The sequence below is a fragment of the Allobrachymonas wangyanguii genome, from assembly GCF_045055315.1.
Lineage (GTDB): Bacteria > Pseudomonadota > Gammaproteobacteria > Burkholderiales > Burkholderiaceae_C > Brachymonas > Brachymonas wangyanguii.
In genome coordinates this window covers 577,030-593,789 of sequence record NZ_CP173677.1, presented here as the reverse complement: position 1 = coordinate 593,789, position 16,760 = coordinate 577,030, and the positions used below count along the sequence as shown (strand labels likewise).

General features: G+C 65.8%; 13 protein-coding genes. 10 read left to right on the top strand and 3 right to left on the bottom strand.

Annotated elements, in window-relative coordinates:
- Positions 1–5 precede the first annotated feature (5 nt).
- Complete coding sequence (gene trmL, locus ACI3EV_RS02790; protein WP_337691534.1) at positions 6–479, top strand: tRNA (uridine(34)/cytosine(34)/5-carboxymethylaminomethyluridine(34)-2'-O)-methyltransferase TrmL; 474 nt, start codon at positions 6–8, stop codon at positions 477–479.
- A gap of 8 nt (positions 480–487) precedes the next feature.
- Here trmL and ACI3EV_RS02785 read toward each other — a convergent pair whose 3' ends face one another.
- Both ACI3EV_RS02785 and ACI3EV_RS02780 read right to left on the bottom strand, forming a co-directional pair.
- Positions 488–1,276, bottom strand: coding sequence for a sulfite exporter TauE/SafE family protein (locus ACI3EV_RS02785; protein WP_337691536.1), 789 nt, complete (start codon positions 1,274–1,276; stop codon positions 488–490).
- Positions 1,276–1,941: a ParA family protein gene (locus tag ACI3EV_RS02780; protein ID WP_337691538.1), complete on the bottom strand. Its 666-nt coding sequence runs from the start codon at positions 1,939–1,941 to the stop codon at positions 1,276–1,278. The genes ACI3EV_RS02785 and ACI3EV_RS02780 overlap by 1 nt, the downstream gene beginning before the upstream one ends.
- A 204-nt stretch (positions 1,942–2,145) precedes the next feature.
- On the opposite strand from ACI3EV_RS02780, the gene ACI3EV_RS02775 reads away from it, so the two are divergent.
- The 7 genes from ACI3EV_RS02775 to ACI3EV_RS02745 all read left to right on the top strand — a co-directional run bounded on the left by ACI3EV_RS02775 (position 2,146) and on the right by ACI3EV_RS02745 (position 12,877).
- Entirely contained in the window at positions 2,146–2,583 is a 438-nt protein-coding gene (locus ACI3EV_RS02775) for a DUF1841 family protein (RefSeq protein WP_329770126.1), read from the top strand.
- A gap of 32 nt (positions 2,584–2,615) precedes the next feature.
- Entirely contained in the window at positions 2,616–3,506 is an 891-nt protein-coding gene (locus tag ACI3EV_RS02770) for a PPK2 family polyphosphate kinase (RefSeq protein WP_337691540.1), read from the top strand.
- A gap of 51 nt (positions 3,507–3,557) precedes the next feature.
- Positions 3,558–4,406 (top strand): MoxR family ATPase, encoded by an 849-nt coding sequence (locus ACI3EV_RS02765; RefSeq protein ID WP_337691541.1) that lies wholly within the window; start codon positions 3,558–3,560, stop codon positions 4,404–4,406.
- A 99-nt stretch (positions 4,407–4,505) separates the two neighbouring features.
- Positions 4,506–5,114 (top strand): GNAT family protein, encoded by a 609-nt coding sequence (locus ACI3EV_RS02760; RefSeq protein WP_329770018.1) that lies wholly within the window; start codon positions 4,506–4,508, stop codon positions 5,112–5,114.
- 3 nt (positions 5,115–5,117) lie between these two features.
- Positions 5,118–6,302, top strand: a complete 1,185-nt coding sequence (locus ACI3EV_RS02755; protein ID WP_337691545.1) for a VWA domain-containing protein — start codon at positions 5,118–5,120, stop codon at positions 6,300–6,302.
- A gap of 69 nt (positions 6,303–6,371) precedes the next feature.
- A complete protein-coding gene (locus ACI3EV_RS02750; RefSeq protein WP_329770020.1) occupies positions 6,372–8,462 on the top strand; it encodes a BamA/TamA family outer membrane protein in 2,091 nt (696 codons plus the stop codon).
- Positions 8,462–12,877: a translocation/assembly module TamB domain-containing protein gene (locus ACI3EV_RS02745; protein WP_329770021.1), complete on the top strand. Its 4,416-nt coding sequence runs from the start codon at positions 8,462–8,464 to the stop codon at positions 12,875–12,877. Before ACI3EV_RS02750 ends, ACI3EV_RS02745 begins: the two co-directional genes overlap by 1 nt.
- Before the next feature lie 39 nt (positions 12,878–12,916).
- Here ACI3EV_RS02745 and ACI3EV_RS02740 read toward each other — a convergent pair whose 3' ends face one another.
- A complete protein-coding gene (locus tag ACI3EV_RS02740) occupies positions 12,917–13,363 on the bottom strand; it encodes a MarR family winged helix-turn-helix transcriptional regulator (protein WP_329770022.1) in 447 nt (148 codons plus the stop codon).
- Between the two features lie 268 nt (positions 13,364–13,631).
- Between ACI3EV_RS02740 and ACI3EV_RS02735 the strand changes: the two genes are divergently transcribed.
- A complete protein-coding gene (locus ACI3EV_RS02735) occupies positions 13,632–14,987 on the top strand; it encodes an MFS transporter (RefSeq protein WP_329770023.1) in 1,356 nt (451 codons plus the stop codon).
- An 81-nt stretch (positions 14,988–15,068) separates the two neighbouring features.
- Positions 15,069–16,760, top strand: coding sequence for an FAD-dependent monooxygenase (locus tag ACI3EV_RS02730; RefSeq protein ID WP_329770024.1), 1,692 nt, complete (start codon positions 15,069–15,071; stop codon positions 16,758–16,760).

Sequence of the window (16,760 nt, the reverse complement as noted above, 5' to 3'; positions counted from 1 at the left end):
CGACCATGTTTCACATCGTCCTGGTCCACCCCGAAATCCCGCCGAATACCGGCAACGTGATCCGCCTGGCGGCAAATACCGGCTGCACGCTGCACCTGATCGAGCCGCTCGGCTTCAGCCTGGACGACAAGCAGCTGCGCCGCGCTGGGCTGGATTACCACGAGTACGCCTCGCTGCAGGTGCATGCCAGCTGGCAGGATTTCCTGCAGCGTGCGCAACCGGATCCGGCGCGGCTGTTTGCCATGACCACGCGCGGCAGCCACCCGGTGCAGGCGCAGGCCTTCCGGCCGGGCGACTGGCTGGTGTTTGGCTGCGAGACTGCCGGCCTGCCGGCAGCGATCCGCGACAGCTTCCCGGCCAGCCAGCGGCTGCGCCTGCCGATGCTGCCAACCCAGCGCAGCCTGAACCTGTCGAATGCGGTGGCGGTGACGGTCTATGAGGCCTGGCGCCAGTGCAGCTTTGCCGGTGCCAGCAGCTGAGCGGGCACTCAGAGCTGGGTCTTGATCCCGTCCCAGACCAGCTTGATGCCGGTCAGCAGCATGCCCAGGTAGATCAGGCGGTAGAACCAGGTCGGGTCAATACGCCTGGCGATGCGCACGCCGATGCAGACACCCAGCGGTGCCAGCGGCAGCAGCACCAGCGAGGTGGCGAGGTTTTCCCAGTTCAGCAGGCCCAGATAGGCATAGGGCAGCCACTTGCTCAGGTTGATGCAGAAGAACAGGTAGGCCATGGTGCCGGTGAAGACCAGCGGCGGCAGGCGCATCGGGATCACATAGGCGCCCAGCGGCGGGCCGCCGGCGTGCGCGACAAAGCTGGTAAAGCCGGAAGTGGTCGCCAGCACGCTGCCGAGCCAGCGCGGTGGCAGCGCCGCATCGGCACGCGGCGGAAACAGCAGACGCTGCGCCAGGAACAACAGCGTCAGCACACCGACAATGCCCGCCACCACCGGCGCGCTCAGGAACCGGAACAGCAGCGTACCGATCACGGTGCCGAGCAAGGCCCAGGGCAACAGGCGCTTGAACAGCGCCCAGTCGACATGGCGGCGGAAGGCGTGGATGCCCATCAGGTCCATCGCCAGCAGCAGCGGCATCATGATGGCCGCCGCCTGCGGCACGCTGATACTCAGCGCCATCAGTGGCACCGCCAGTGCGCCAAAACCCGCGCCGAAGCCACTCTTGCTGATGCCGATCAGCAGCACCGCCGGGATCGCCACCAGGTAGAACTGCCAATCGGTGATCAGGACCAGGCCCTCAGGCAACCAGCCTGCCCAAGCCATCAATAGCGCGCGTCAGGATCGACCTTCGATGGCGGCTGCGGGCGTGCCGGCTCATCCAGCCAGCGGCAGATCGGCTCCCACTGCTGCAGGTCGCGCTGCACGCGACCGGGGGGGACGTCGAACAGGGTCAGGCCCTGGGCTGCCAGGTGCACATAGTTCTGCGTGTCTCGCACCACGCCCAGCAGCGGGAACGGCAGGTGCTCGCAAAAATCGCGCAGGTGCTGCAGCGAATGGGTGTTTTCCTTGACGCGCATCGCCAGCAGGGCAATATCGATGCGGCCCAGCTTCTTGTACTCGACCAGTTCGCGCATGAAATCGACTGTGGCGCGCATGTCAAACACGCTGGGCTGCAGCGGCACCACCGCCTTGGTGGCCATCTTGAGCACGCCCTTCAGTTCCTTGCCGTCCAGGCCGGCCGGTGTGTCGAGCACCACATGGGTGACGCCCTTGGGCACCTTGACCTTGCCGGCGGAGGCGGTTTCCCAGGGCACGATCTTGCCGGCAGCAGCCGGGCGATCAGCCAGCCACTGGCGCGAGGATTGCTGCTTGTCCACGTCTCCCAGCATGACACGTGCCCCGCGCGCGGCAAAATAGCCCGCGATATTGGTAGAGACGGTGGTTTTTCCCACCCCTCCCTTGGGGTTGACGACGACAACTACGGGCATGGCAACAAGCTCCTTTGGCAAATCAGCGCGCCGCAAGTGGCTACGCCTGGACAAGGCAAAGAAAGACTGTACCCTGTTTGAACTTGCACGCCCATGGTTTTAGCCGTGGTTTTGCCGCAAAATCCTGCAAAATGGCTTGTAGAAACCTGATTTTCGGTGTATGTCATATTTTCGTCATAAATCTGGAACCACTTTTATCCCATGTTGATGCAACCCAGCCAGGCCGATGTGCGCCGCTATTTCTGTGCCACCTACGCCAAGTGGCGCGCCAACCAGCCCATGGACGCCATGGAGACGCTGATCGCCGGCTGGATGGAGCAGCACCCTGAATACCATGCCGATCTGGCCGATGTCGATGCCGCCCTGGCGGCCATGCAAAAGCCGGATCTGGCCGGCCAGGCCAACCCCTTTCTGCACCTGTCCATGCACCTGACCATCAGCGAGCAGTGCAGCATCGACCAGCCGCGTGGCATCCGCCAGGCGGTGGAACTGCTGGCGGCACGCCGGCATGACCTGCACGCCGCCCACCACGCCGTCATGGACTGCCTGGGCCGCATGATCTGGGAAAGCCAGCGCAACGGCCGCCCGCCGGATGGCGAGGCCTACCTGGCCAGCGTGCAGCGCCTGGCCACGCAGGATTGAAATCACACAACCACAAGCACAAGGAGTCACCCATGAGCAAGCGCGACAAGCACCCCGCCAAGCCGACCCCGCTGCTGCGCCAGTGGCAGCCGCCGGTCACGCGTTCCGTGCATGCTACCGATGGCAGCGGCGCCTACAACGCCGACCACAGCGTCAAGATCAGCGATTTTGATCCGGGTGCCCAGCCCTACTCGATCGGCACCAAGCCGGAGAACAAGGCGGCCGTCAAGGCACTGGCCGAAGAGATCGACCTGCTGCAGGACGTGCTGCTGGCCGATCGCCGCCATGCGCTGCTAGTGATCCTGCAGGGCATGGACGCATCGGGCAAGGACGGCACGCTGCGCGGCGTGTTCAGCCATACCAGCCCACTCGGCGTGCGCACCGTCGGCTGGAAGGCGCCCACTTCGCTGGAGCTCAGCCACGACTACCTGTGGCGCATCCATGCCTCCATGCCGGCCAAGGGCGAGATCGTGGTGTTCAACCGCAGCCAGTACGAGGACGTGCTGGTGCCGGTGGTGAACCGCAACATCAGCGCCGAGCAGACGCGCCAGCGTTACGCCCAGATCAATGATTTTGAGCGCATGCTGACCGAAAACGGCACCGTGATCCTAAAGTTCATGCTGCACATCAGCAAGGACGAGCAGCGCGAGCGCCTGCAGGAGCGCATCGACGACCCGAGCAAGCATTGGAAATTCGAAGCCGGTGACCTGGAAGTGCGCCGCCACTGGGACGACTACCAGCAGGCCTATGCGCAGTTGCTGACCCACACCAGCACGCCCTGGGCACCATGGACCGTGGTGCCGGCCGACAGCAAGACGCACCGCAACCTGATGATCGCCACCGTGGTGCGCGATACCCTGCAGGCGATGGACCTGCGCTACCCGCCGCCCAAGCCCGAGCTCAAGGGCGTCACCATCAAGTAGGATGCCGGGCATCCCCCTTTCTTGTTTTTGATTAGACCAACCGGATACGACATGCAGAAATTCCAGGGTTCCGACCAATACGTTGCTACCGATGACCTGAAACTGGCCGTGAACGCCGCCATCACGCTGCAGCGCCCGCTGCTGGTCAAGGGCGAGCCCGGCACCGGCAAGACCATGCTGGCAGAGGAAGTCGCCAGCGAGCTGGGCATGCCGCTGCTGCAGTGGCACATCAAGTCCACCACCAAGGCGCAGCAAGGCCTGTACGAATACGATGCGGTGAACCGCCTGCGCGATTCGCAGCTGGGCGACGACCGCGTCAAGGACATCCAGAACTACATCGTCAAGGGCGTGCTGTGGCAGGCCTTTACCGCCGACGAGCCGGTGGCGCTGCTGATCGACGAGATCGACAAGGCCGACATCGAATTCCCGAACGACTTGCTGCGCGAGCTGGACCGCATGGAGTTCTACTGCTACGAGACGCGCGAGCTGATCAAGGCGAAACACCGTCCGCTGGTGTTCATCACTTCCAACAACGAGAAGGAGCTGCCGGACGCCTTCCTGCGCCGCTGCTTCTTCCACTACATCCAGTTCCCCGATACCGAGACGCTGGAAAAGATTGTCGGCGTGCATTTCCCCGGCCTGAAGGAAGAGCTGCTGCGTGCCGCCATCGAATCCTTCACCACGCTGCGCACTATCCCCGGCCTGAAGAAGAAGCCTTCCACCAGCGAGCTGCTGGACTGGCTGAAGCTGCTGCTGGCCGAAGACGTGCCGCCGGCGGCGCTGCAGGCGTCTGAATCCGGCAAGATGAAGATCCCGCCGATGCTGGGCGCGCTGCTGAAGAACGAGCAGGACCTGTCCCTGTTCGACAAGCTGGTGGCGATGCAGAACCGCAACCGCTGAGCCGGCGGGCGAAGTGGATGGCTGCGTCACAGCACCGTCATCGCTGCTGAGCAGGATGCGCTGACCAGCCACCCGTTTCGCCATCACCGGAGCCGCGCCATGCACAACGCCACGACCTGGACCTTCCCCATCACGCTGCGCCGCAACGGCGTGCGGCTGGAACCGCTCGAACCCCGGCACGCCGAGGGGCTGGCAGCCGCTGCCCGCGACGGGGAGCTCTGGAAGCTGCGCGTGACCAGCGTGCCGGCTCCAGGTGACGAAGCGGCCTACATCGACACCGCCTTGCAGATGCTGCAGGGCGGTACGCGACTGCCGTTTGCCGTGGTCGATGAGGCCAGCGAACGCGTGCTCGGCACCAGCAGCTACCACGACATCGACGCCCCCATCCGCCGCCTGTGCATCGGCCACACCTGGTATGCGCGCAGCGTGCAGCGCAGCCATGTGAACACCACCGTCAAGCTGATGCTGATGGAGCATGCCTTCGACACGCTCAAGGCAGCCGTGGTGGGCTGGCGCACCGACAACTTCAACCATGCCAGCCAGCGCGCCATCGAGCGGCTTGGCGCGAAAAAGGATGGCGTGATCCGCCACCACGCGCTGCGCCGTGACGGCACCGTGCGCGATACCGTCATGTACAGCATGACGGCTGGCGAATGGCCCGAGGCGAAGGCGCAGCTGCTGTACCGCCTGGCCATGTATACGGAGTAAGCCATGCTGATCCCCTTTTTCCAGGCCTTGCGCAAGGCCAAGGTACCGGTATCGGTACGTGAATTCCTGTCGCTGCTGGAGGCGCTCAAGGCGCAGGTGGTCGGCCCGGCTACCGAGCACGCCAGCATCGACGATTTCTATTTCCTGGCGCGCACCTGCCTGGTCAAGGACGAGCGCCATTTTGACAAGTTCGACCAGGCCTTTGGCCTGTACTTCAAGGGCGTCGAGCATGTCGGCGAGATCCTGAAGGAGATTCCGGAAGACTGGCTCAAGCAGACCTTCGAGAAATTCCTGACGCCCGAGGAAAAGGCGCAGCTCGAAGCGATGGGCTGGGACGAGCTGATGGAGACACTGAAAAAGCGCCTGGAAGAACAGCAGGGACGCCATGCCGGTGGCAACAAGTGGATCGGCACCGGCGGCACCAGCCCGTTCGGCCATGGCGGCTTCAACCCGGCCGGCATCCGCATCGGCGGCACCGGACGCAACCGCAGCGCGGTCAAGGTCTGGGAAAAGCGCGCCTTCCGCGACTATGACGATTCGCTGGAGCTGGGCACGCGCAACATCCAGATCGCGCTGCGCAAGCTGCGCAAGTTCGCACGCCAGGGCGCGCATGAGGAACTGGCGCTGGACGAGACCATCCGCGCCACGGCCGCCAACGCCGGCTGGCTCGATATCCGCATGCGGCCGGAACGCCACAACGCGATCAAGGTGCTGCTGCTGATGGACGTGGGCGGCAGCATGGACGACCATATCCAGCGCGTGGAAGAGCTGTTCAGCGCCGCCAAGAGCGAGTTCAAGCACCTGGAGTTCTACTACTTCCACAACTGCGTCTATGACTACATGTGGAAGAACAACCGCCGCCGCTATGCCGAGAAGTTCCCGACCTGGGACATCATCCGCAAGTACAACAAGGACTACAAGCTGGTGTTCGTCGGCGATGCCACCATGAGCCCGTACGAGATCCTGCAGCCGGGCGGCAGCGTGGAATACAACAACGAGGAAGCCGGCGCGGTCTGGATGCAGCGCCTGCTGCAGGCGTTTCCCAAGCACATCTGGATCAATCCGGAGCCGCAAGGCGTGTGGCAGTATCGCCAGAGCATCGACATCATGCAGCAGCTGCTGGGCCAGGGAAAAATGGTACCCTTGACGCTTCAAGGACTGGAGCAGGGCATCCGCACCCTGCTGTAACCGCGTTTGCCACAAGCCAAGCACCCCCTCCTGCCCTTCTCCCTGTTGTCCGGCCCCAGCCACCCTGTCGTGGCGGCCTGTCTGATCCTGTGCGCCAGCAGCGTCTGGGCGGCGTCGCCGGCCGGATCGCCCGGCGCGGCCGATCTGGCACCGGGCTGGCAGGCGCTGGATACCGCCAGCAGCCAGCCGGTACCGCAGACGCCTGGCAACAGCGCACCGGCCACCGATGACGCCAGCCCCGCGGAGACGGACGCGACAGACCCGCCAGCCGACGCCGAGGCCGCCGATGACCGCTTTGCCCCGATCACCGAGGGCAAGTCCTTCGATATCCGCATTGAGGCACCGGATGACATCGCCAAGTTCGTCGAGCGCTACCTGGAGCTGAAGCGCTACCAGAAGGTCAGCGACATCAGCTTGCCGGAACTGCGCGACCTGCTGGCCTTGTCCGAAACGCAGATCCGCCAGCTGCTTGGCACGCGTGGACTGTTCACGCCCGTCATCACGCAGCAGCTGGAAGAAGCACCGGCCGATGGTTCCGCGCTGCCGCAGGTCGTCATCACGATTGATCCCGGCCAGCAGGCCCAGGTCAGCAGCGTCGATCTGCAGTTCAGCGGCCCGGTCACCGACTACGCACCGGCGCAATCGCAGCTGGCGCAGGCGCGCGACCTGTGGACACTGCAGGAAGGCGAAGGCTTTACCCAGGACGCCTGGAGCAAGTCCAAGAGCCAGACCCTGCGTGGCCTGCAGGCGGAACGCTTCCCGACGGCGAGGCTGGACAGCAGCCGCGCCGAGATCGATCCGGACCACAGCACGGCAAAACTGCAGGCGCTGTACGTATCCGGCCCCTTGTACCGTTACGGGCCGCTCACCATCGAGGGCACGCAGCGCTACGACCCGGTCATCATCGAGCGGCTGGCGCAGGTGCGTACCGGCGAGGACTACCGCCAGCAGGACCTGCTGGAGGCGCAGGAACGGCTGCTGGACAGCGGCTACTACGACAGCGCCATCGTCACGCTGGACACGCGCCCGGAAAGCGATCCCGACAACGCTCCGGTGAACGTCAGCGTGCGCGAGGCGCGGCTGAAGAAGCTGGTGCTGGGCGTCGGCTTCAGCACCGACCGCGGGCCGCGCACCTCGGTCGATTTCACCCACAACAAGGATCCGCTGCTGGGGCTGCGCAGCGTCAGCCGGCTGCAGCTGGACCAGAAGCTGCAGGCCTTCAGCAGCAACCTGATGTCGATTCCGGACGAGAAGCTGTGGCGCTGGACCGGTGGCGTCAACGTGGTGCGCGAGGATCTGGATGACCGCATCCAGCGCACCGAGCAGCTCAAGTTTGGCCGCGCCAAGGCCGGCCGCAGCATCGACCGCTCCTACTACCTGCAGTACGACCACAGCAAGACCACCTATGAAACCGGCGATCCGGTCAGCGCCCAGGCCCTCAGCGGCCATTACACCTGGACCTACCGCCGCTTCAACAGCACCACGCGGCCGACCGGCGGTTTCGGCATCGGCCTGGAAGCCGGCGCCGGCATGACGGTGCAGCCGACGCAGGAACCGTTTGGCCGTCTGGTGGGACGCTACCTGGGCTTTCTGTCGCTGGACCGGCCGATCGGCCAGGCCTTCAGCGAAGCGCTGCCGAGTGGCAGCCAGATCAAGGCCGCTGCCGTCGGTGATGCCCCCGCGATTGCCGATGCGCCGCTGGTGGTGGCTCCCACGGCCGAGACCTACGCACGCCGCCGCAATGGCGAGCTGGTCGTGCGGCTCGATGCCGGCGGCGTGTTCGCGCGCGATGGCCTGGTAATTCCGCACAACCTGATGTTCCTGGCTGGCGGCAACGCCACCGTGCGTGGCTACGGCTACCAGGAGCTGGGCATTACCAATGACGAAGGCTATACCGATCCCGGCCGCTTCCTGCTCGCCGGCAGCCTGGAATACCGCCGTCCCTGGCTGCGGGATGGAGAGCCGACCGATTTCGACATCGTCACCTTCGTCGATGCCGGCACCGTGGCCAACAAGGCCAGCGAGCTGAGCAAGGTGAAGGTGGGCGTCGGTGCCGGCATGCTGTGGAACAGCCCGGTCGGCCCGGTACAGGCTGCGCTGGCCTATGGCGTGGACGCCAAGCAGTTCCGTCTGCACCTGAACCTGGGATTCAACTTCTGATGACAGCGGCAGATCCTTCCCGCCCCGACAGCAGCGCGCCTGACACCCCGGCCACCCCGGCGGCGGTCACGCTGACGCGGCGCCAGCGCCTGGGCCACGCGGCCCGCCGTGGCGCACGCTGGAGCGCCTGGGGCCTGCTGGCACTGATCATCGCGCTGCTGATTGGCGGTACCGCACTCTGGCACTGGAGTGCCAACGACCAGTCGCTGGCCACCGTGATCCGCATCATCCGCGGCTACCTGCCCGAGCACATGACGCTGGAAGCCGAAGGCGTGAGCGGATCGGTGCGCCGCGGCGGCCATGTGGAACGCCTGATCTGGACCAGTCAGGGTGTGGAAGCCACCGGCCATACCGGTGGCGAAATGGTGGTAACGCTGGACACGGTCGATGTGGAGTGGGACCTGGCGACGCTGTGGGACCGCGCCACCCGCTTCAGCCTGGTGCATGTGCACACCGCCACGCTGCAGGACACGCGCGAGAAGATCCCGCCCACCGAACCCGAACCGCCGCTGCAGGACTTCACGCTGCCGGTGAACGTGGAGCTGCCGTTTGTCGTCGATACCCTGCGCATTGTCGGCAAGCCAAAGGAGCAGGAAGACATCCGCTACCAGTCGCCCGATGAAGCCGCCGCTGCCGCATCGGCGGCCAAGGTGGAACAGCAGCAACAGCAGCGCGAGTCCCGCCAGCAGCGCATGCAAAAGCCCGCCGGATCGGCCAGCGACCCGGCCGCCGCCGTGGCCGAGCTGGCGGCATCGGCGGCGGAAGTGGCGGCCTCTGCCGCGCGTGGCGACGAGATCGTGCTGGATGGCGACCTGGTCACCGCACCGACGAATGACACGGTCATCACCAACCTGCGCGGCCTGTACCGCTATGACCGCGTCACGGCAGTGCATGATCTGAAGCTGGATTCGATCCAGGTGGCCAATGGCCGCTACCAGGGCACGGCACGCATCGAGGGCCGCGCCCCAATGAACAGCCAGCTGCAGCTGCACGGCACGCTGGAACTGCCGGCCAGCCAGAACATGCCGGCACAGCGCCTGCAGGCCGAAGCCAGCGCACACGGCACGCTATCCGGCTTTGACGCCTTGCTGCACGTGGAAGCCAAACTGGCGCCATTGGCGGTAGAGCCGGACGTCAGCGCCAGCAGCGCGCCGCAGCCGCGCCAGCCACAAGCGCCCTCCTCCACCCAGGTGCAGGATGTGGCCCAGGGCACGCGCCTGCAGCTGCAGGCCGATGTGCACCCCTGGCGCACGCAGCCATTGGCGCGCGCCCAGGCCAGCTGGCAGCAGCTGGACCTGCAGGCCTTCCTGCCCTCGCTGCCGCGCAGCCGGCTGCAGGGTTCGCTGAGCCTGGAGCCCGATGCGTCCCAGCCCGATGGCGCAGCTTCCACCGCACGCGTGGCCAGTGCACCGGCCACCGCGGCTTCGGCCACCGTCACGACGAACGAGGCGCCCGGCATGCTCGGTTTCCTCGGCAACACGCGCTGGCTGGCGCGCACCGATATTCGCAACGATGACAGCGGCCGACTCGACAAGGGGTTGCTGCCGCTGGCCCGCCTGCAGGCCGAGCTGCGCTACGACCATGGCGCACTCGACATCACGCAGCTGCTGCTGGACCAGGGCCAAGGCGGCGGCACACTGCAGGGGCAAGGCCGCTACCTGCCCGATACCGGCTGGCTCGGCGATTTCGAGATCCGCCACCTGAACCCGGGCCTGATCGATACACGTTTTGCCGCCGCGCCGCTCAGCGGCACGATCACGGCGCGCTCCGAATTGCAGCCCGGCCAGGCCATCGTCCAGGCACCGATCCGCTTCTCGGCGCAGCTGCGCTCCGCTGGTGGCAGCCGCGCCATGGCACGCGGCCAGGGCCTGGCGCTGGACCTGCTGGATGTGCAGGGCCAGTGGAAGGACCGGACCGTGGAGCTGCCGGTGATCCAGCTGCGCACGCTGGATGCGGCGCTGCAGGGATCGGCGCGTTATGCCGTGGACACGCAGGCCGCCAGCGGCCAGCTCGCACTGCGCCTGCCCGGTGGCAGCGCCCAGCTGCAGGGCACGCTGTCCGAGGCCAGCGGCCAGGGCACGGTCCAGGCACGCGTACAGCGGCTGGACCAAACGCTGGCCTGGCTACGCCAGCTGCCCGGCATGGGCTCGCTGGGCGCCGGCCAGGCGATCGGCGGCGCGGCCACGCTGGACGCACGCTGGAACGGCGGCTGGGGCAACCAGGGCCGCAACATGCGCCTGGACGGCACGCTGGAAGCCCCGTCGATCACGCTGCGCTCCAGCGGCCAGACGGCGGCACAGCAGATGCACATCCTGGGCACGCGCCTGACCGTGCAGGGCACGCTGGCGCAGGCCCAGGTCAGCGGCCGCACCCGCATCGAGCAGCAGATGCGCCGCATGCAACTGGCCCTGAGCGGCACCGCCGGCAAGCAGGCGCAGGGCTGGCAGGCACGCCTGCAGGCGACCGAGCTGAACGTGACTGACCAGCTGCAGAACAAGCAATGGCAGGCGCAACTGGCCAGCCCGACACAGATCCAGATCACCCAGGGCAACGGTACGCTGCAAGTACAGACCAGTGCCATCACCATCAACCTGAGCGGTGCCTCGGTCGCGGGCCAGGCGCAGATCCTGGCGGAACCGATCCGCTTCGTGCAGCGCGCCGGCGGCTACACCCTATACAGCAAGGGCCGCCTGAGCGACATCCCGCTGAGCTGGCTTGATGCGCTCGCCAGCAGCTCTATCAGCGGAGCCGGTTTCAGCGGCGACATGGCCATGGCCGGCAACTGGGATGTGGAGCTGGGCAACGCCATGCGCGTGCGTGCCACGCTGGCACGCAGCCGCGGCGACCTGGAGATGCTGGTCGATGGCCGCACGCTGCGCACCGGCGTGCGCGATGCGCGACTCGAGATCGAAGGCAGCGGCGGCCATCTGCAAACCCGCCTGTTGTGGGACAGCAGCCAGGCCGGCAGCGCCAACGCACAGATCAGCACGCGCCTGAGCCGCAGCGGTGGCGGCTGGACGCTGTCGCCGGCGGCCCCGATCCAGGGCACGCTGCGCGCCGACATGCCGCGCGTGGGCGTGTGGAGCATGTTTGCGCCGCCGGGCTGGCGCATACGCGGCACGCTGCAGGCCGATCTGGCGGTGGGCGGCAATCTGCGCCGCCCGCTGATCAACGGCACGATCGCCGCGCGTGAGCTTGGCGTGCGCTCGGTGGTGGACGGCATCGAGTTTGACCATGGCCGCATGCAGCTGCGGCTAGCCGGTGAGCGCATGGTGATCGAGGAGCTGACGCTGCAAGGCCCGACCGTGAACCGCCAGCCGGGCGGCAGCGCCCGCGTCACCGGCACGGTGGACTGGAGCGGTGCCAGCAGCGGCCGTCCGCTGCTGCAGGCGGTGCGCATGTCGCTGCGCACCGAGCTGCAGGGCCTGCAACTGTCCTCCATGCCGGAGCGCCAGATCACGCTGTCCGGCATGGTCACCACCACGCTGGCCGACATGCGCCTGACCGCCCGCGGCGAGCTGAAAGTGGATCGTGCCCTGATCGAGATTCCGAGTGACAGCACGCCGCAGCTGGACAGTGACGTGGTCGTGCTGCCGAGCAAGAAGCACCCCAAGGCCACGCTGGCGATGCGCAAGCCGAACGCCGAAGCGCAGGCGATCGCCAATGACCCCAAGGTCAAGGCGGCCACGGCGCGCACCAACAGCAGCATTACCCCCGACATCCAGATCAAGGTCAGCATGGGTGATGATCTGCGCGTGCGCGGCTTTGGCCTGAACACGCGCCTGCGCGGCGAGCTGGAGGTGCAGAACGGCCCGACGCTGCAATCGCTGCCACTGCTGGTCGGCACCATCCGCACCGATCGCGGCACCTACCGTGCCTACGGCCAGGAGCTGGACATCGAACGCGGCACCATGCGCTTTACCGGCCGCGCCGACAACCCACTGCTCGACATCATGGCGATCCGCCCGAACCTGGGTGACCTGCGCGTGGGCGTGCATATCCGTGGCACGGCGCAGCGCCCGCTGGTGCAGCTGTTCTCCGACCCAGCCATGCCCGATTCGGAAAAGCTCTCCTGGCTGGTGCTGGGGCGCAGTGCGGCCAGCGCCTCCGACACCGCCCTGCTGCAGCAGGCCGCGATGGCGCTGCTGGCTGGCAGCGGCCCCGGCATCACCGGCCAGCTTGCCGATGCGCTGGGCCTGGATTCGCTGTCCTTTGCTGGCGACGGCCTGGAGAACTCCAGCGTGATGCTGGGCAAGCGCTTCTCGCGCAACTTCTATGTCGCCTACGAGCACGGCATCAACTCGGCCATGGGCACGCTGTACTTCTTCTACGACATCAACCGTCGCCTGAAGCTGCGCGGCGAAACCGGCGCCGAAAGCGCGATCGACCTGATCTATACGATGAGTTTTGATTGAGCGGCTGCGCGCCGGCCGCCCATCAGCGCTGCGACCGCCTCAGTCGCGGCTGTCGCTGTCGCGCGCGTGCTGCACCAGCAGGTCCAGCAAAGCGTCAAACTGTGCCTGCTGTTCGGCATCCAGGCAATCCACGATCTGCTGGTTGCGCTCGTCAATCACGTGCATCAGGTTGTCCCAGATCGTCTCGCCCTGTTTGGTCAGTGTCAGGTCCACGCCACGCGCATCGCTGGCATTCACCACCTTGTTGACCAGGCCCTGATCCACCAGCGATTGCACCGCGCGGCTGGCCTGGCCCTTGTTGACATTGGCCATGTGCGCCACTTCATTGAGTGACAACGGGCTGAAGGAACCAATCGCAGCCAGGCAGCGCCCTTCTCCCGGGGGCAATCCGGTGCCATCGAGATAGGCCTGCTGCGTGGCCCGATCGGTCAGCTTGGACAGGGTATGCAGCCGGTGGGTATAGGAGCGATCGAGTGGGTACTTCACGGCAAAAGGCCCAGGGAAACGGGCTCCGTGATCACGCAGCCTTCCTGTCTCATTGTATCTGAGGGTTTAACACTATTAAGTTGCGTACGCAACTAGAATTTCCCCTAGTGCACGCCGGCCATGCAGGCATTACCATTCGTTGCGTTGGCAACTATTTACTTGACTCAGATCAAACATTGCTGGCGATTCCTGTCTGGCAGTGGCTGTTGTTGCTGCCGGATATTCCCGATCCGCGCCGCACCCGTGCGGGTGCACAAGAGACAACAATATGAGCGCTTCCTCCATCCCACAGATCAACCTCGTGCTGCACCCGGTAGATCCCGTCGCCTCGCAGCAGGTCACCCAGAAAGTGGCCAGGCATCTGCTGTGGTTCCTGTTCATCCTGTTCGTATTTTCCTTCCTGGACCGCATCAACATCGGCTTTGCCGGTCTGACCATGAAGAGCGACCTGGGCCTGACCAACACCCAGTTCGGCATGGCCACCTTCCTGTTCTACATCGCCTACATCGCCTGTGGTGTGCCGAGCAACCTGGCGATTGCACGCTGGGGCGCACGCCGCTGGATCGGCAGCATCATGATTGCCTGGGGCCTGGCCTCCACCGCAACCATGTTTGCCACCGATGCCACTTCGCTGTACTGGCTGCGCATCCTGGTCGGCATCACCGAAGCCGGCTTTCTGCCGGGCATGCTGCTGTTCATGACCTACTGGTTCCCGGCCGCCTACCGCGCCCGCGCCAACGCGCTGTTCATGATCGCCATGCCGGTGACCGCCGGTGTCGGTTCCGCCATCTCCGGCCTGATCCTGGGCATGGACGGCATCTGGGGCCTGAAGGGCTGGCAGTGGCTGTTCTTGCTGGAAGGCATGCCTTGCGTGTTCCTGGGCATCGCCGTCTATTACTACCTGCAGGATCGCCCTGAGCAGGCACCCTGGCTGACTGCCCAGGAAAAGCAGACGCTGGACCACACCCTGGCCAACGAGCGCGCCCAGGCCCTGGCGGCCCAGCCGGCCAGCGCCAAGCAGACCAGCCTGCTGAAGGAGCTGAGCTCCGGCACCGTGCTGAAGTTCTGCGCCGCCTACTTCTTCCTGGTGAACAGCCTGGCCATGGTCGCCGTGTGGACGCCGCTGATCGTGAAGAGCTTCAACGCCAACGCCAGCAACACCACCATCGGCCTGCTCGCCGCAATTCCGCCGGTCTGCACCATCATCGCCATGCTGTTCTGGGGCCGCCGCTCCGACCGCACCCAGGAGCGCCGCTGGCACCTGATCATCCCAATGCTGTTCGCCGCTGCCGGCTGGCTGCTGACCGCTTATGGCGACGGCGCCGTGCTGAAACTGGCCGGCGTCTGCATGGCCTCCGCCGGCGCCTACACCGCCATGTCCATCTTCTGGACCACGCCTGACGCTTCGCTGAGCTTCGAGGCACGTGCCCTGGGCATTGCCGTGATCAACGCCATCGGCAATATCGGTTCCGCCACCAACCCGCTGATGGTGGGCTGGCTGAACGACCTGACCAACACCTTTACCTCCGGCCTGATCGTGTCTGCCGTGATGCTGGTGCTGGGTGCCATTACCGTGCTGTTCCTGCCCATCCCCAAGATGATCAAGAGCAAGGCCGAACTCTGACCAGAGCCATGGCGCGGCAGCCGCGAGCACCGCGCTACCCCCGAATTTCCGCACACCCATTTCTATTGCAGGAGACACACCATGCATACCCCCACCACGGAAGCCCGCCCTTCCATCTATTACACCTACGAGGTGTTCCAGCCCTGGCTCGCCAGCCAGCACCCGAAGCAGGAGCGCAAGCCGGTCGTGATCGCCGGCTCCGGCCCGGCCGGCATGGTGACGGCGCTGGAACTGGCGCGTCACGGCGTGCCCTCGGTGGTCGTCACTTCCGAGTTACAGTTCTCGCAGGGCAGCCGCGCCATCGTGTTCACGCGCCGCTCGATGGAAATCCTGCAGCAGGTTGGCGTGGCTGACCGCATGACCGAAGGCGGCCTGCCTTGGCTGTACGGCAACTCCTACTACCGTGGCCAGCGCGTGTTCCGCATGGAAAGCGTTCAAGATCCGGACGACCGTTTCTACCCGATGATCAACGTGCAGCAGCAGTACATGGAAGAGTATCTGCACGATGCCTGCAAGGCGAATCCGCTGATCGATTTCCGCTGGGGCAACAAGGTCGCGGCCGTGGCGCAACAGGACGGCTACGTCGACATCACCATCGACACGCCCGAAGGCGAGTACCAGCTCGAAGCCGACTGGCTGGTCGATGCCACTGGCGGCCGTTCCAGCATCCGTGACAACATGGGCCTGTGGATGGAAGGCTCCTCCTACGAGGGCTTCTTCGTCATCGCCGACATCAAGATCGACCTGCCGCTGCCGACCGAGCGCCTGGCCTTCTTCGACCCCGAATGGAACCCGGGCAACACGATCCTGATGCACCGCGAACCGCACGGCATCTGGCGCCTGGACTACCAGCTGCCGCCAGGCGAAACGCCCGAGCAGGCACTGCATGTCGATTCCCTGACCGAGCGCATCAACGCCCAGCTGGCCATGATCGGCCATGCCGGCGTGCCGTGGGACATGGACTGGTGCTCGGTCTACTCCGCACGCACGCTGACGCTGGCCGACTATGTGCACGGCAACGTCATCTTCACCGGCGATGCTGCCCACCTGCTGCCGATCTTCGGCGTGCGCGGTGCCAATACCGGTTTCCAGGATGCGCAATCGCTGGGCTGGCACCTGGCCCACGTGGTCAAGGGCCTGTCCAGCCAGCAGCTGCTGGCCAACTACAGCGCCGAGCGCGTCGGTGCCGCGCGCGAGATCATCGACGAAGCCGGCAAGAGCACGCGCTTCATGACGCCGCCCAGCCGTGGCTTCCGCCTGCTGCGTGACGCCGTGCTGTCGATGTCGCTGACAGTCGATTTCGTGCGTCCGCTGTACCACTGGCGTACCTCTCGCCCGCACGAGTACACGCACTCCATGCTCAACAGCGTGGGCGATGACAACGCACTGTTCAAGGCCGGCCCGGCACATGGCGCGCCGCCGACCAACATCCGTCTGGCACCGAACGACTTCCTGCTCGACCATCTGGGCGGCGGCTTTGACCTGATCTACTTCACCACCGCCAGCGCGATTCCGGAATCGCTGCAGCAGGTCGTGGCCGCTTTCCGCGCCCGCGGTGCCCAGCTGCGCGTGATCGCCGTCGGCGCTGCCGAGCCGGTCGCCGGTGCCGACCTGACATTGGCCGATGCCGATGGCCACTTCCGCCAGCGCTACGGCGTGCGCGCCGATGGTGGCGCTTACCTGCTGCGCCCGGACCAGCACGTGTGCGCGCGCTGGGTCACGCTGGACGCCGTCCGTCTGCAAGCCGCCCTCGATACCGCCCTGCCCCAGTAA

Excerpts from the sequence above, each read along its gene's own strand:
- trmL (WP_337691534.1), top strand. The coding sequence starts at position 6 with ATGTTTCACATCGTCCTGGTCCACCCCGAAATCCCGCCGAATACCGGC.
- ACI3EV_RS02785 (WP_337691536.1), bottom strand. The coding sequence starts at position 1,276 with ATGGCTTGGGCAGGCTGGTTGCCTGAGGGCCTGGTCCTGATCACCGAT.
- ACI3EV_RS02780 (WP_337691538.1), bottom strand. The coding sequence starts at position 1,941 with ATGCCCGTAGTTGTCGTCGTCAACCCCAAGGGAGGGGTGGGAAAAACC.
- ACI3EV_RS02770 (WP_337691540.1), top strand. The coding sequence starts at position 2,616 with ATGAGCAAGCGCGACAAGCACCCCGCCAAGCCGACCCCGCTGCTGCGC.
- ACI3EV_RS02765 (WP_337691541.1), top strand. The coding sequence starts at position 3,558 with ATGCAGAAATTCCAGGGTTCCGACCAATACGTTGCTACCGATGACCTG.
- ACI3EV_RS02760 (WP_329770018.1), top strand. The coding sequence starts at position 4,506 with ATGCACAACGCCACGACCTGGACCTTCCCCATCACGCTGCGCCGCAAC.
- ACI3EV_RS02755 (WP_337691545.1), top strand. The coding sequence starts at position 5,118 with ATGCTGATCCCCTTTTTCCAGGCCTTGCGCAAGGCCAAGGTACCGGTA.
- ACI3EV_RS02745 (WP_329770021.1), top strand. The coding sequence starts at position 8,462 with ATGACAGCGGCAGATCCTTCCCGCCCCGACAGCAGCGCGCCTGACACC.
- ACI3EV_RS02735 (WP_329770023.1), top strand. The coding sequence starts at position 13,632 with ATGAGCGCTTCCTCCATCCCACAGATCAACCTCGTGCTGCACCCGGTA.
- ACI3EV_RS02730 (WP_329770024.1), top strand. The coding sequence starts at position 15,069 with ATGCATACCCCCACCACGGAAGCCCGCCCTTCCATCTATTACACCTAC.